Origin of the sequence: Streptomyces cynarae (assembly GCF_025642135.1) — a bacterium.
GTDB lineage: Bacteria > Actinomycetota > Actinomycetes > Streptomycetales > Streptomycetaceae > Streptomyces > Streptomyces cynarae.
Genome location: NZ_CP106793.1, coordinates 8,188,919 through 8,203,258 on the forward strand (window position 1 = coordinate 8,188,919; position 14,340 = coordinate 8,203,258).

The 14,340-nt window shown below is 71.8% G+C and carries 14 protein-coding genes and 1 pseudogene; 7 read left to right on the top strand and 8 right to left on the bottom strand.

The window, feature by feature from the left end; all coding sequences use genetic code 11:
- Window positions 1-64 precede the first annotated feature (64 nt).
- The 3 genes from N8I84_RS36960 to N8I84_RS36970 all read right to left on the bottom strand — a co-directional run bounded on the left by N8I84_RS36960 (window position 65) and on the right by N8I84_RS36970 (window position 1,689).
- Complete coding sequence (locus N8I84_RS36960; RefSeq protein WP_263233855.1) at window positions 65-469, bottom strand: tautomerase family protein; 405 nt, start codon at window positions 467-469, stop codon at window positions 65-67.
- A 76-nt stretch (window positions 470-545) separates the two neighbouring features.
- On the bottom strand, window positions 546-1,361 hold the full coding sequence (locus N8I84_RS36965; protein WP_263233856.1) for an MBL fold metallo-hydrolase: 816 nt from the start codon (window positions 1,359-1,361) through the stop codon (window positions 546-548).
- Window positions 1,362-1,458: 97 nt separating this feature from the next.
- Complete coding sequence (locus N8I84_RS36970) at window positions 1,459-1,689, bottom strand: LysR substrate-binding domain-containing protein (RefSeq protein WP_263235010.1); 231 nt, start codon at window positions 1,687-1,689, stop codon at window positions 1,459-1,461.
- Window positions 1,690-1,748: 59 nt separating this feature from the next.
- Here N8I84_RS36970 and N8I84_RS36975 point away from each other — a divergent pair.
- Window positions 1,749-1,983: pseudogene (locus tag N8I84_RS36975) on the top strand (MFS transporter); the annotation flags it as partial.
- A 121-nt stretch (window positions 1,984-2,104) separates the two neighbouring features.
- On the opposite strand, the gene N8I84_RS36980 reads toward N8I84_RS36975, so the two are convergent.
- From N8I84_RS36980 to N8I84_RS36995, 4 genes are all read right to left on the bottom strand, one after another.
- Window positions 2,105-3,103 (bottom strand): Gfo/Idh/MocA family protein, encoded by a 999-nt coding sequence (locus N8I84_RS36980; protein WP_263233857.1) that lies wholly within the window; start codon window positions 3,101-3,103, stop codon window positions 2,105-2,107.
- Window positions 3,104-3,106: 3 nt separating this feature from the next.
- On the bottom strand, window positions 3,107-4,126 hold the full coding sequence (locus N8I84_RS36985) for a Gfo/Idh/MocA family protein (RefSeq protein ID WP_263233858.1): 1,020 nt from the start codon (window positions 4,124-4,126) through the stop codon (window positions 3,107-3,109).
- 76 nt (window positions 4,127-4,202) lie between these two features.
- Complete coding sequence (locus tag N8I84_RS36990) at window positions 4,203-4,964, bottom strand: SDR family oxidoreductase (RefSeq protein WP_263233859.1); 762 nt, start codon at window positions 4,962-4,964, stop codon at window positions 4,203-4,205.
- A gap of 11 nt (window positions 4,965-4,975) precedes the next feature.
- Window positions 4,976-6,139 carry a phytanoyl-CoA dioxygenase family protein gene (locus N8I84_RS36995; protein WP_263233860.1) on the bottom strand — a complete coding sequence of 388 codons (1,164 nt, stop codon included), beginning with the start codon at window positions 6,137-6,139 and terminating at the stop codon, window positions 4,976-4,978.
- 130 nt (window positions 6,140-6,269) lie between these two features.
- Between N8I84_RS36995 and N8I84_RS37000 the strand changes: the two genes are divergently transcribed.
- Together N8I84_RS37000 and N8I84_RS37005 are read left to right on the top strand one after the other, a co-directional pair.
- On the top strand, window positions 6,270-7,307 hold the full coding sequence (locus tag N8I84_RS37000; protein ID WP_263233861.1) for a LacI family DNA-binding transcriptional regulator: 1,038 nt from the start codon (window positions 6,270-6,272) through the stop codon (window positions 7,305-7,307).
- A gap of 162 nt (window positions 7,308-7,469) precedes the next feature.
- Window positions 7,470-7,898: a hypothetical protein gene (locus N8I84_RS37005; RefSeq protein ID WP_263233862.1), complete on the top strand. Its 429-nt coding sequence runs from the start codon at window positions 7,470-7,472 to the stop codon at window positions 7,896-7,898.
- A gap of 125 nt (window positions 7,899-8,023) precedes the next feature.
- Here the strand turns inward: N8I84_RS37005 and N8I84_RS37010 are convergent, their stop codons facing one another.
- Window positions 8,024-10,489 carry an XRE family transcriptional regulator gene (locus N8I84_RS37010; RefSeq protein WP_263233863.1) on the bottom strand — a complete coding sequence of 822 codons (2,466 nt, stop codon included), beginning with the start codon at window positions 10,487-10,489 and terminating at the stop codon, window positions 8,024-8,026.
- 182 nt (window positions 10,490-10,671) lie between these two features.
- Here N8I84_RS37010 and N8I84_RS37015 point away from each other — a divergent pair, with 182 nt between their 5' ends.
- From N8I84_RS37015 to N8I84_RS37030, 4 genes are all read left to right on the top strand, one after another.
- Window positions 10,672-11,127 carry a carboxymuconolactone decarboxylase family protein gene (locus tag N8I84_RS37015; protein WP_263233864.1) on the top strand — a complete coding sequence of 152 codons (456 nt, stop codon included), beginning with the start codon at window positions 10,672-10,674 and terminating at the stop codon, window positions 11,125-11,127.
- A 176-nt stretch (window positions 11,128-11,303) separates the two neighbouring features.
- Entirely contained in the window at window positions 11,304-11,699 is a 396-nt protein-coding gene (locus N8I84_RS37020) for an iron chaperone (protein WP_263235011.1), read from the top strand.
- Between the two features lie 61 nt (window positions 11,700-11,760).
- Window positions 11,761-12,648 (top strand): oxygenase MpaB family protein, encoded by an 888-nt coding sequence (locus N8I84_RS37025; RefSeq protein ID WP_263233865.1) that lies wholly within the window; start codon window positions 11,761-11,763, stop codon window positions 12,646-12,648.
- Between the two features lie 58 nt (window positions 12,649-12,706).
- Window positions 12,707-14,284, top strand: a complete 1,578-nt coding sequence (locus N8I84_RS37030) for a phytoene desaturase family protein (protein WP_263233866.1) — start codon at window positions 12,707-12,709, stop codon at window positions 14,282-14,284.
- Window positions 14,285-14,340 lie beyond the last annotated feature (56 nt).

Sequence of the window (14,340 nt, forward strand, 5' to 3'; positions counted from 1 at the left end):
GCGTGGCGCACCGTTGACGGACGAGGCCGGCGACCGGTTCCCGGGCGGCCTTGGTGATGCGGCGTCAGCGGCCGGGTACGGCCAGGTCGCCCTCGGTGTACTGGGCGCGTCCGAAGCCGAACGACCAGTCCTGAGGGCCGTTCTCCACGATGCCGATGAAGACGTCCTCACCGCTGATGCCGAGGGGTTCGAGCTGCTCGGCGATCGTGTGAAAGAGGCGTTGCTTGACTTCGGTGGTGCGTCCCGACTGGGTGAAGATCTGGATCATCACCAGCCGGTCGCTTCGTTCGAAGCCGAGGCCGGCGTCCAGGGCGATGACGTGATCCGCGTCGTGCTCGGTGATGATCTGGAACCTGTTCCGCTCGGGGATGTCCAGCACATCCAGGAGCGCCTGGTGCGTCGCGTCGGCGATCGCCCTCACCTCATCGGGACGACGGCCGCGGATGAGATCGATTCGTACGAATGGCATGCGTGTCGTTCCTTGCAGTCCTGTCGCTGATGTGTGCGTCGGTGAGGGCGGGTCAGCGGGTCAGCGGGTCAGCGGGTCAGCGGGTCAGCTGCACCCATGTTCCGTGGGGCGCGACGCGCAGCACGGAGGACAGGCCGGCCTCGTGGAAGGCCAGCTCGATCTCCGCCAGTCCCTCGGAGAAGTGGGCCCAGGCGTCATAGTGGGCCGGGACGACGGTGTCCGCGCCCAGGACGGCTGCCGCGGCAGCGGCGGCTCGGCTGTCCAGGGACAGTGGACGGCCGTCGAACTTCGCCGGGACGCGTGCCGCTCCCACGTGCAGGACGGCCGCGTCGATGTCGGGCACCCGGCGGGAGATTTCCGCGACCGTGCGGATCGAGGCGTTGTCGCCGCTCACATACACGGTGGGAAGCCCTTGCCCGGACAGCACGAACCCGATGACCTCGCAGTTGACGTTCCCGTCGGCGTCCCGCTCGCCGTCCTCGGGGCCGTGGACCGCGGGGACCGCCAGCACGGTCAGGTCGCCGCCGCCGTCCGCGCGGGGCACGGAGTGACTGGTCCACGGTGCGAGGCCGACTGCCGGTGATCCCAGCCGGCCGGCGGCCAGGGGGCCGGTGAGCACCAGGGGGGCGGCCTTCGCGAACGCGCGGCCACGCTCATCGAGGTTGTCCGGATGCGTGTCGTGGCTGACCAGAACGAGGTCGGCCCGCCCCACGCCGTCCTCGCCGACGGCAGGGTCGGCCGTCTTGGTGAGATACCCGTGGGGACCCGCGTCGTCGAAGGTCGGATCACTGACGATGCGCAGTCCGCCGAGGTCGATCACGGCCGTCGGGCCACCCAGGACGGTGACCGCGGATTCCTGTCGGGACAGACCTGTGCTCAGGGTTTCGCTCATGCCGTCGACGCTAATGACTCCGCGCCCTTGGCAGAAATGCCTGTGGTGGCCTGTCCATGCCGGTCAGGCATACATTCAGCTCGTTGGACCGCTGTGATCATTCCAGGGTGGCGGCCGACAGGGCGGCGTCCAGGAACCGGCGGATCAGCGTCCGCTGCGCGTCGGGGAAGTGGACGAGGCTGACAGGGCTGGGCGGTGCGTTGGTGAGGGGGACGAAGCGCAGGGCGGGGTGCTGGGTACGGCGCTGTGCGACCTCGGGGACGATGCCGATGCCGCGGTTGGCGGCCACCGTCTCCAGCCATTCGTCGTAGTTGGCCGTTTCGACGATCTTGGCCGGGCGCTCGTCCGTCGGCCACGACCAGGGGCCGGTCGTACCGCTGACCGTAGATCGCCCTGTCCATCGGCGCCCACCTTCGAGTACCCCCACGCCGTGGCCCTGGTGACCGCCGGATACAGCGCTGGCCAGATCCTCGGTCCGCTGCTCGCCGCCCCACTGCTGAGCCACGGCTGCCACCAGGCGCTTCTGCTGGGCAGTGCGCTGGTCGTCGCCGCCGCGGTCGCGGCCGCCGCCGTCTGCGTCCGCTTCCCGCACCACCTCGGCCCCGCGACCTCGGCGGCCTGACGCCCCTACGTCCAGGAGGAGTCGCCTCCAAGGACGCTCCCCGCGCAGCTCAGGACCGCAGCGAGGGGTACAACCCCGCCACCCGTTGCCGACCACCGATCCCGGTCACAGGCCGGTCGCGTCAGCTGCGTGGCCGGGGCGTGAACCCGGCCTTCTCGTAGGCGGTGTCGATGAGCCGCATCGTCGACAGCGCGTCGTCCGCGTCCAGAGGCAGCGGCTGCCCGCCCCGCACCCGGGCCGCGAACGCCTCGAGCTGGTAGGTGTACGAGGACCTGCGTCCCAGCTCCTCCGTCCGTTCGCCGCTGTCCGTGCGCACCACGACCCGGTCGTCCTGGTGCGGCAGTACGAAGTCGAGCGCCGTGGCCTCACCCCGGGTGCCGACCAGCCGGCACGTCGCCTGCCAGGTGCCGTGCACCATGGAACAACGCGCGGTACCGGTGGCGCCGCCGGGGAAGGCCAGCTCCGTGTCCAGCCAGGCGTCGACGCCCGGAGCCTGCGGCCGTTCCCCACCGCGTGCCGAGACCACCTCGGGGGCGCCGCCGGCCCACGGGGCGAGCATCCGCTGGGCGTGCAGGGCGTAGCAGCCCAGGTCCATCACGGCGCCGCCGGCCAGCGCGAGTGACCAGCGCACGTCGTCGTCCGGGGGCGGGGGCATGGCCACCACCGTCTCCACATGCCGCAGTTCGCCGAGTTCCCCGGAGGCGAGCAGTTCGTGCAGCCGCCGGGTGACCGGGTGGAAGAGGTAGTGGAAGCCCTCCATGAACACCGTGCCCGCCAACGCCGCCGCGTCGCGTACCTCGGCGGCCTCCTCGGCGTTGCTCGCGGACGGCTTCTCGGTCAGCACATGCTTGCCCGCCTTCAGCGCCGCCAGGTTCCAGGGGCCGTGCAGGCCGTTGGCGAGCGGGTTGTAGACGACGTCGACCTCGGGATCGGCGACGAGATCGGCGTACGAGCCGACGACCCGCTCCACGCCGTGGGCGTCGGCGAACGCCTGCGCCCGGTCCCGGTCACGCGCGGCCACCGCGACCAGACGGTGGCCGCCCGCGCGGGCCGGGGCCACGAGCGCCATGTCGGTGATGCGGGCCGCACCCAGCAGGCCGATCCTCAGCGGTTCGCTCATGCCTCACTTCACCTCGTCCATGCCCTGGCGCACCTCGTCCATTCGCACCGGTCGGTGCTCCGCCAGCGACAGCGTGCAGGCCTCGGCGACCCAGCTCGCCTCGATGGCGTCGGCCACCGTACACGGTGAGGGCCTGCGGCCCGCCACCATCTCGGTGAACGCGGCGAGTTCGGCGCGGTAGGCGTCCGCGAAGCGGTCCATGAAGAAGTGGTGCGGGGCACCGGCCGGGAAGGTGGCGCCCGGCTCCACGGACCGCAGCGGCAGCTTGTCCTCCAGGCCCACGGCGATGCTGTCCTTCATGCCGTGCAGCTCCAGACGTACGTCGTATCCGCGCGCGTTGTGCCGGGAGTTGGAGATCACGGCGAGGGTGCCGTCGTCCAGGGTGAGGATCGCGGAGGCGGTGTCGACGTCGCCCGCGGCCGCGATGTACGCGGCACCGCGGTTGCCGCCGGCCGCGTACACCTCGGTGACCTCCCGCCCGGTCACCCAGCGCACGATGTCGAAGTCGTGCACGGAGCAGTCGCGGAAGATGCCCCCGGACACCGCGATGTACGCCTCCGGCGGCGGCGCCGGGTCCAGGGTGGTGGAGCGCACGGTGTGCAGCGCGCCGAGTTCACCGGCGAGGACCGCCTCGCGCGCCGCGACACAGCCCGCGTCGAAGCGCCGGTTGTAGCCGATCTGCACCTCGACGCCGCTGTCCCGCACCGCGCGCAGCACGGTCAGGCTCTCCTCGACGGTCTTCGCCACCGGCTTCTCGCAGAAGACGGGGATGCCCGCCTCGGCGGCGGCGAGGATCAGCGCCGGGTGGGCGTCCGTGGCGGCGGCGATCACGACGCCGTCGACCCCGGCGGCGAGGAGCGCCTCGGGAGAGTCGACCGCCCTCGCCCCGAAACGCTCCGCCGCCGACGCGGTGGCCGCGGCCACGGGATCGGTGACCACCAGGGAGTCCACCGTGTCCAGTGCGGCGAGGGTGGCGGCGTGGAAGGCGCCGATTCGGCCGAGGCCCAGGATGCCGATACGCATGGGAAGTTGCTCCAATGAACGAGGTGCGACAACTGACGGGGGTGAGGGCTGAAGGGTGAGGGCTGAGGGGGAGGATTCAGTCAAGTCCGCCGAAGACGATCTGGTCCCAGTCGATCACCGAACCGGTCACCACGCCGCTGCGGTCGGAGAGCAGGAAGACGACGAAGTCGGCGATCTCGTCGACCTGCCCGAGCTTGCCCATCGGCACGGCCTCGGCCGCCTTATCACGCCAGTCGTCCCCGGCGCCGTGGAAGGCGCGCTGGACCGCGTCCTCGCCCTCGGTGTCCGTCCAGCCGATGTTCAGTCCGTTGATCCGGACCCGGTCCCAGCGGTGCGCGTGCGCGGCGTTGCGGGTGAGCCCCACCAGGCCGGCCTTGGCGGCGACGTACGGGGCGAGGAACGGCTGCCCGCCGTGGGCCGAGGAAGTGATGATGTTGACGACGGTGCCGGGCGCCCCGCGGTCCACCATGTTCCGCACGGCCGCCTGCATCGCGAAGAACGGCGCCCGCAGATTGATCGCGACGTGCGCGTCGAAGAGTTCCAGCGTGGTGTCCAGCAGCGAACCGCGCGAGGTCAGCCCGGCCGCGTTCACCAGACAGTCGATCCTGCCGTGCAGGTCCACGACCTGTTCCACGCTGCCGCGCGCCTCGGCCGGATCCGCGAGGTCCGCACGCACGAAGACGGCGCCGGTCTCCTTCGCGAACGCCTCGCCGGCGTCGGTCCGGCGCCCGGTGAAGACCACGCGCGCCCCTTCACGCAGGGCCGCCCGGACGACACCGGCGCCGACACCCTGGCTCCCGCCGTTGACGAGGACGACCTTGTCCTGAAGCAGTCCCATGTCATTCCCTGTCAGATCCGACGGCGCTCGGCGGCGGCCCGCAGTTCCTGCCGCAGCCGCTCCGGGCTCCAGTCCTCGGCCACGGCCCGCCACACCGTCTCTGCCTGTGAGGGCGGTGCCAGCCCGCCGACCGGCGGGTCCAGGTCCAGATTGGTCGGGAACGGATAGCCCTCGGCGCAGGCGGCGACCACCCGGCGCAGCCAGTCCCCGTCGGCGCCCTCGGCCTTGCGCCTCAGCAGCACCGGATAGACCGCGTTCGACACCGCCTCGCGGTCGACGGTCTCCATGGCGCGGCCGAAGGCGGAGGAGATCTGCAGCAGGTTCGCCATCCGCCGGATGTCCGCGGATCTGTTGTGGCCGGCGGCGTGGAAGAGCGCCGGGTTGAAGAAGACCGCGTCCCCCTTCTGAAGGGGCAGTTGGACGTGGTGCTCCTCGAAGTACGCGATGAACTCCGGCCGCCGCCAGGCCAGGTAGCCGGGCTCGTACCTCTGCGAGTGCGGCAGGTACAGCGTGGGTCCCGACTCCACGGGCATGTCGCAGTGCGCCACCGCGCCCTGCAGGGTCAGCACGGGGGAGAGCCGGTGGACGTGGGCCGGGTAGCGGGCCGCCTGCTCCTGGCGCAGGAACCCGAGGTGGTAGTCGCGGTGCACGCTCTGCGCCGCCCCGCCCGGGTTGACCTGGTTGATCTGCGAGGTGATCTGGTAGCCGGGGCCGAGCCAGGCCCCGGAGATCAGCGCCAGCATGTCGTTGCCGTAGTAGTCGGCGAACGTCACCGGATCGTGCGCGGCCATCTTGTCGAGCGCGTTCCACACCCGGTCGTTGGCGCCGGGCTTGGCGAAGTGGTCACCGCGGGCGGTGCCGGCCGCGCGCTCCCGCTCGATCAACGCGGTGAAGACGGCGCTCGCACGGTCCACCACATCGAGGTCGGGGAACGCGCGCTTGAGCACCACGATCCCGGGCCCGTCCAGCAGGGCCCGCACCCACTCGGTCCGTACCTGCTCCGGTCCGGCGGCCCGCAGCCGGTCGCTGTCGTACACGAGGACGTTCCGCTCGACCCCGTCGGCGAGCGGGTATTCGGCCGGATCGGTGCGCTCGTCGACCAGGGAACGGAAGGCGTCGAGGTCGCAGTCCTCCTCGCGCAGCCAGATCCCGGGTCCCGCGGTGGTGAGAGACATCGCGGAGTCCTTTCGCCGTGCCGTCGTTTCCGCCAGTCTTGTGAACCCGGGCCCCTCAATCAACAATCAGGAGACCATCAAAAAACCATCATCACAGGCCATCCACCTTCCTCCACTTCCGGGAACAGCCATGGGACACCCGTACACGATCCGCGAGATCGCCCGTCAGGCCGGACTGAGCCAGGCCACCGTGGACCGTGTCCTCAACCACCGGGGCGGAGTGCGGGAGAGCACGGCACGCGAGGTGCACCAGGCGATCAGGGACCTGGACCGGCAACGGACGCAGGTCCGCATCGGCGGCCGCACCTTCATGATCGACATAGTGATGCAGACCCCGGCCCGGTTCTCCACCGCGGTGCGCGACGCCCTGGAGGCCGAGCTGCCCTCGCTGCACCCGGCGGTCGTCCGCTCCCGCTTCCACTTCCGCGAGACCTGCCCGCCCTCGGAGCTCGTCCGCGTCCTCGACCGGATCGCCAGGCGCGGCTCCCAGGGCGTGATCCTCAAGGCCCCGGACCTGCCCGAGATCACCGACGCCGTCGGCCGGCTGGTGGCGGCCGGGATCCCCGTGGTCACCCTGGTGACGGACCTGCCGGGCAGTGCACGCCTCGCCTATGTCGGCATCGACAACCGCGCCGCGGGAGCCACCGCCGCATACCTCCTCGACCAGTGGCTGAGGGACCGCCCGGGCCATGTGCTGGTTACCATCAGCCGGGGCTTCTTCCGCGGTGAGGAGGAACGCGAGATGGGCTTCCGCGGCGCGCTCCGGATGACCTGCCCCGACCGCACCGTGGTCGAGGTCACCGACAGCGACGGCCTGGACGCCAGCCAGCGCGACCTGGTCCTGGCCGCGCTGGAACAGGACCCGGACATCAACGCCGTCTACTCCGTCGGCGGCGGCAACGCGGCGACCGTGGAGGCCTTCGCGACACTCGGCCGAGACCCGGCCGTCTTCATCGCGCACGACCTCGACCAGGACAACACGCGCCTGCTGCGGGAACGCCGTATCTCCGCCGTCCTCCACCACGACCTGCGCCAGGACATGCGCCACGCCTGCCAGACGGTCATGCGGGCGCACGGCGCGCTCCCCGAGGAAGGGCCCCGTCCCCCCTCGCCGATCCAGGTGGTCACGCCGTTCAACCTGCCGCCCGGGGTGGTGGCGGAGGGGTGATCGGGTGGTCGGACCTCAGAACTGGCATCCGGCGCCATAACCCTCAAAGATCACGTAACATCCAGATCGGAAATCGATCAACTTTCGCAGCCACCCGCCCAGTTGGAGAACTTCTCCACGCCTCGACCAAGGGTGACCGCGCAAGGGGGAAGGAAGAAACCGATGAAGTCATCCGGTCTTCGGCGACGCCTCGCCGGAACGGCGGCCACCGCTGTCATGGTCGGTGCGGGCGTCCTGGCGGGCGCACCTTCGGCGGCGGCGAAGGCCAACCTGCTGGCCATCGACAAGGTGTCGTTCCACGCTCCGGGCCTGCAGGTGAAGGTCACCTACTCCTGCGACGTCGGCATGGACCACGAGCTCGTGGCCAACGCGACGGCGCTCGGCCGGGGGACCCACGACGAGTCGATCGCCGCGGGCACCGTCAAGAAGGACAAGCTCGTCTGCGACTACGACAGCCACGTCGCGCAGGTCACACTGCGCCCGGCCGCGGGTTCGCACTTCGCGAAGGGAGACAAGGTGCAGGTCGCCGTCTTCTACTTCGACACTGACGGGTTCAGCTACGCCCGCCAGGAGACCGTCGCCGTTCTCTGATGCGGCATTCGCCCCGGCAGGCGGCACACGGGTCACGGTAGACCGACTCGGCCCGTCGCCCGCCGGGGCGGTGCGCACGGCCAAAGGCTCCTCGGCAGAACAGCAGCGCCCAGCACCTTGGGTCTCTAAGCCCCGGGGCCGAGCTCCCGCAGGACGGCCTGCGCCGCCGCGCGGTGCTCGGCGGCCCCCGCCGGATCCGTCCGGTCGAGCACGGTCGCGATGCCTTCGTGGGCCAGCACCTCCTCGTACCGGTTTCCCAGCCTCGGGGCCAGCTCCAGCGCCTGCCGATGCAGCCGCAGGGCCTCTTCGGTCAGTCCCGCGAGCCGGCAGGTCTCGGCATAGCCGTTGAGGAAATGGATCTTCCAGTGTTCTTCGAACAGCTCGTCGAGCAGCGCGAACGCCTCCCGGTGACAGGCCAGTGCCTCCTCGTACCGGCCCATCTGCCGCAGCGCCACGCCCAGGCAGTTCAGGCACCAGGCCTGATTGTGCAGATGCCCGTCGTCGCGGGCCACGGCCAGCGCATGGCGCAGATGCTCCGCCGCCTCGTCGGGCTCCTCACGGGCGATGGCCACGCCGAGCGTGATCCGGGCCGTCAGAGCGGGCGGCCACGCGGGGTCGGTGTGGGGGATGCCCAGCACCTCCCGGGCCCGCTGCGCCGCCTGATCACGGTGCCCCAACTGCAGCATCGCCCAGGCCTCCGACGCGGCCGCGTCGGCCGCGCCCGTCGGGCAGCCGGCCTGCTCGTACAACTTCCACGCCAGCCGGAACAGTTCGAGCGGCTCCTCGACGTGGCCCGCGTCCCAGCTCAGACAACCACGGCGCATGGTCAGTTCGGCCTCCGCACGCGCGTCCCCCGCCTCGGACAACCGGAGCGCGGCCGCCTCGTACGCGGCGGTGGCCTCCGCCATCCGGCCCGCGTTGTAGCGCGCGAAGCCCAGATCGCTGTGCGCCTCGGCCAGTCGCAGCGGGTCGCCCAGGCGCTCGGCGGCGGCGAGCGAGCGCTCGAAGAGGACGTTGAGATGCGTCGTGCCGCACCGCCGCGCGAAGTAGGCCCGCAGGAAGCGCGGCAGCTCGCACACGTGCACGTCGGCCCCGACGGCGGCCGCCGTCTCGAAGGCCGCCATGAGGTTTCCGTACTCGGTGACGAGCCAGGCGAAGGCCGCGTTCTTGTCCGGGAACCGTGGCAGCTCGGCCGGAGGCGGGCCCGCGGAGGCCGCCCGGCCGGGCGTGACGAACGGCATGGCGGCGTCGGCGGCGGCCGCCGCGTGCACGTAGTAGCCGAGCACCCGGCCCAATGCCCGCTCCCGCTCGGCCGCCGAGTCCTGTTCCGCCGCGGCCCGGCGCGCCTGCTGGTGCACCAGGTCGTGCAGCCGGTAGCGGCCCGCCGTCGGCTGCTGGACCAGGTGCGCGTCGAGCAGGTCCTCCAGCATCTCCTGGGCGCTGCGCAGCGGCACGTCCGCCAGGGCCGCCACCACGTACTCGTCGAAGGACTCCCCGGGCAGCAGGCCCAGCATCCGGAACAGGCGGGCCTGGGAACGGTTCAGCTGCCGTACCGACATGGCGAACGCCGCGCCGAACGCGGCGTCGAACTCGCTCACCCCCTGCGCCATCCGCTCGACGAGGATGCCCACGGTCCAGCCCGGCCGGTGCCGCAGCCGTGCCGCGGCCAGCCGCAGGGCCAGCGGCAGATGGCCGCACAGCCGCAGCACCTCGGCGGCGGACTCCGGATCGCGGGCCAGCCTGCCCTCGGGGCCGACGGTGTCGCCGCTGGCACGGGCCAGCAGCTCCGCGCTCTCCTGCGGGCTCAGCACGTCGAGCGAGACGGGGGGCACCTCGTCCAGGCCGAGGAGCCGGTTGCGGCTTGTGATCAGGGCGACGGAGGGACCGGCACCGGGCAGCAGCGGGCGGACCTGGTCGGCGTCGGCGGCGTTGTCGAGGACCACGACGACCCGTCGGCGGGCCAGTTCCGACCGCCAGCAGGCGGCCAGTTGCTCGATTCCCTCCTGCGGGACCTTCTCGGACGGGACGTCGAGCGCGCCGAGCAGCATCCGCAGCGCGGAGTCCGGGTCGAGCGGGGGCCGGCCCTCGGTGAACCCGTGCAGGTCCACGTAGAGCTGGGCGTCCGGGAAGTCGGGGGCGAGCCGGTGCGCGGCGTGCACCGCCAGACAGGTCTTGCCGACGCCCGCCATGCCGTCGACGGAGACCACCCGATGGCTGTCCACCGCGGCGAGCACGGCGGCGAGCTGGGCCTCCCGTCCCGTGAAGTCGGGCACGTCGCGGGGCAGATCGTTCCGGGGCAGCGGCTGGACCTGGCGGCTGCTCTTCGGGGGCGCCGGCAACGGGTTCGAGGTCCGTTCCCACAGGGGGCGCAGGGGGCGGGGGTCGCGCTTGACGAGGCGGCAGAGGGCGACCACCGCGGGCCAGGGCGGCACGGTCTGCCCGTTGAGGTAGCGCGACAGCGACGAGGAGCTGAGGCCGGTGTCCCGCGCGAGGGCCCTCACGCCCAGCCCGGACAGTTCCTGGAGCAGGCGCAGCCGGGCCGCCAGTTCCTCCTGTGGGTCGGCCTTCGCCGTCCGTGTTTGCGTGTCCACCCGTTCCCCCCGCTTCGCGTCCCGCTCCGGCAGAAGTCTCCCGAGCCAAGTCGCCGCTGGTCAAGGTCGTTTCAGCTGTCCCACGGTGTCCCATCGCCGTGGCCGGAACAAGCCGGCCCGGCTGTCATGGAGTCACGCCCCGACGACAGCGGGGCACCGACCCGGAAGAGGAGAACACCGAGATGCAGTCCCGTATGCAGAACCCCGCCGTCGTCCTGTCCGGTGCTATGCAGCCCATCCAGGAGATCCTCAAGGCCGTGCAGTCCGGCGGCGTGGACGGGCAGACGCTGGAGCTGGTGCATCTGCGGGTCAGCCAGATCAACGGCTGCAGCGCCTGCGTCGTCGGCGGCGCCAAGACGGCCCGCAAGGCCGGAGTCAGCGACGAGCGGCTGGACGCGGTCGCCGCCTGGCGGGAGACCCCGTACTTCACCGAGGAGGAGCGGGCGGCGCTCGCGCTGGCCGAGGCAGCGACGCGGCTGGCCGACCGTCCCGACGCGGTGAGCGACGAGGTGTGGGACACGGCCGCCACCTACTTCGACGAGAAGCAGCTCGCCGCGATCGTCCTGATGATCGGCGTCACCAACCTGTTCAACCGGCTCAACGCCACGACCCGCCAGATCGCCGGTGCGTGGGGCTGACGCCCGCCGCAACCGGCAAGGACGAGCCGGCGAGCGCACTCAACACCGATACTGCGTACATCCATGATCCGCACACCCGGAGGGAACCCGTTGTGAAGGACGCACAGAAGCCCGCCAAGAGCACCACCGCGACCGACAGGACGTCCGAGGGATTCACGGACGAGGAGCGAGCCGCGATGAAGGAGCGCGCCAAGGAGCTGAAGGCGTCCTCGCGCCGCGGGTCCAAGGCCGCCAAGGCGGCGGAGGACGAGACCGCCGTGCTTGCGAAGATCGCCGAGATGCAGGAGTCGGACCGGGTCATGGCCGAACGGATCCACGCCGTCGTCAAGGAGAGCGCGCCGGAGCTCGCCCCGAAGCTCTGGTACGGGATGCCCGCGTACGCCCTGGACGGCAAGGTCGTCTGCTTCTTCCAGAGCGCGGAGAAGTTCAAGTCCCGCTATGCGACGTTCGGCTTCAGCGACAAGGCCAACCTCGACGACGGCGCCATGTGGCCGGCTTCCTACGCCCTGAAGGAGCTGACCGCCGCCGACGAGGCGAGGATCGGCGCGCTCGTGAAGAAAGCGGTGAACTGAGGCCCATGCCGTGCTGACACGTCGGCACGGCAGGTCCGGCCGCTCCTGCCGGTCGCTCTTGATGGAGTCCGGCAGGCGAGGTCACACTGGCCGGGTGGACGCGGATCCGGGGTTCTACGGGCCCTCCTCGGTGACCTGGCAGGTGCACGCCGACCCCATGATGTGGGTCGCCGGCATCCGCGCGCTCTACCTCCAGGCCCTGCACCCGCCCACCGTGCGCGGCGTCGTGCAGAACTCGGACTTCCGCCGCGACGCCTGGGGCCGGCTGATGCGCACCGCCGACTTCGTCGGGACGACGACGTACGGCACCACCGAGGCCGCCGAGCGGCTGGCGGCGCGGGTGCGGAAGATCCACGCCATGCTCGGCGCCACGGACCCCGACACCGGCGAGCGGTACGGCGTCGACGAGCCCGAGTTGCTGCTGTGGGTGCACTGCGCAGAGATCGACTCCTACCTCCACGTCCTGCGCCGCTCGGGGTTCCGGCTCACCGAGGCAGAGGCCGACCGGTACGTCCGTGAGAACCGGGCCGCCGCCGCCCTCGTCGGACTCGACCCCGAGCAAGTCCCCGCGGACCAGGTCGAGTTGGCCGCGTACTTCGAGAAGATGCGGCCCGAACTCGCCGCCGGGCCCGAGGCGCGCGAGGTGGACGACTTCCTGCGGCGCCCGCCGATCCACCCGCTGCTGGTCCCGGCGCGCGCCCTGCTGTGGCGGCGCGTGGCGAACCTGGCGTACGCCGCCCTGCCCCCGTACGCCCACGAACTCTACGGCCGCCCGGCCCCGAGCCCCGCGGCGGTCACCCGGCGGCTGCGCCTGACCGGCACCCTGCTGCGCCGCATCCCGGCACGGGTGCGCTGGCAACTGCCCCCGAAGCACGTTCTGCGCGCCATGGCCAGGCTCGGCCCCGGCGCACGGCCCGCACCGCACAAGGTCGGCCGGCACGTCGGATGATCCGGCGCCGTCCGGCCCGTCTCTGGCCGATCCGGATCTTCGCGTGCTACGAAGAGGCATGCCTGTACGCGAAGGACACGAGGGAAACCAGAGGCACGAGCGATACGACGCCGTGATCGTCGGCGGCGGCCACAACGGCCTCGTGGCCGCCGCCTATCTGGCCCGGGCCGGGCGATCCGTGCTCCTACTGGAGCGGCTGGACCACACCGGCGGCGCCGCCGTGTCCACGCGCCCGTTCGCCGGGGTCGACGCACGACTGTCGCGCTACTCCTACCTGGTCAGCCTGCTGCCCCGGAAGATCGTGCGGGACCTGGGGCTGGACTTCCGCGTGCGGGCGCGCACCGTCTCGTCGTACACCCCCGTCGAGCGCCACGGGCGCCCCACCGGGCTGCTCGTCGGCGGTGGCGAGCGGCGCACCCGGGAGGCGTTCGCACGGCTCACCGGCTCCGACCGCGAGTTCGAGGCATGGCAGCGGTTCTACGGCATGACCGGGCGGGTGGCCCAGCGGGTGTTCCCGACGCTCACCGAGCCGCTGCCCACCCGTGACGACCTGCGCCGCCGCATCGACGACGAAGAGGCGTGGCGGGCGCTGTTCGAGGAGCCGATCGGCGCCGCGATCGAGGCCCGCTTCACCGACGACCTGGTCCGCGGAGTCGTCCTCACCGACGCGCTCATCGGCACCTTCGCCGACGCCCACGACACCTCCCTGAAGCAGAACCGCTGCTTCCTCTACCACGTCATCGGCGGCGGCACCGGCGCCTGGGACGTCCCCGTCGGCGGCATGGGCGCCCTCACCGACGCGCTCGCCGGGGCCGCGCGCGCCGCCGGGGCGGTCATCGCCACCGGGCGCGAGGCGGTGCGGATCGACACCGACGGGCGCGCCGCCGAGGTCACGTTCCGGGGCGCGGACGGGGAGGGCACCGTCTTCGCCCGGCACGTCCTGGTGAACGCCTCCCCGCAGGAGCTGGCCCGGCTGACCGGCGACACCCCGCCGGCTCCTGCCGAGGGCGCCCAGCTGAAGGTGAACATGCTGCTCACCCGGCTGCCCGCGCTGCGCGACACCGGCGTCGACCCGCGAGAGGCGTTCTCCGGCACCTTCCACATCGCCGAGGGATACCGGCAACTGGCCACCGCCCACGCCCAGGCCGCCGCCGGTTCACTGCCCGCCGCGCCGCCGTCCGAGATCTACTGCCACTCGCTCACCGACCCCACCATCCTCGGCCGCGACCTGGTCGAACGCGGCTACCAGACCCTCACCCTCTTCGGCCTGCACACCCCCGCGCGGCTCTTCGAGGAGGACAACGACGCCGTACGGGAGGAGCTGCTGAAGTCGACGCTGGCGCAGCTGGACGCCCACCTCGCCGAGCCGGTCGAGAACTGCCTGGCCACCGACGCGGACGGGCGTCCCTGCATCGAGGCCAGGTCCCCGCTCGACCTGGAGCGCGACCTGCGGCTGCCCGGTGGCAACATCTTCCACCGTGAACTGGCCTGGCCGTACGCCCAGGAAGGCACGGGCCGCTGGGGCGTGGAGACCCGGCACGCGAACGTCCTGCTGTGCGGCTCGGGTGCGGTCCGCGGCGGCGGGGTGAGCGGCGTGCCCGGGCACAACGCGGCGATGGCGGTGCTCGAAGGCTAAAATCTGACGGTCCGTCAGGAAACCTCTTCCGTCCTCTCGACCGGTGCGGCATCCTG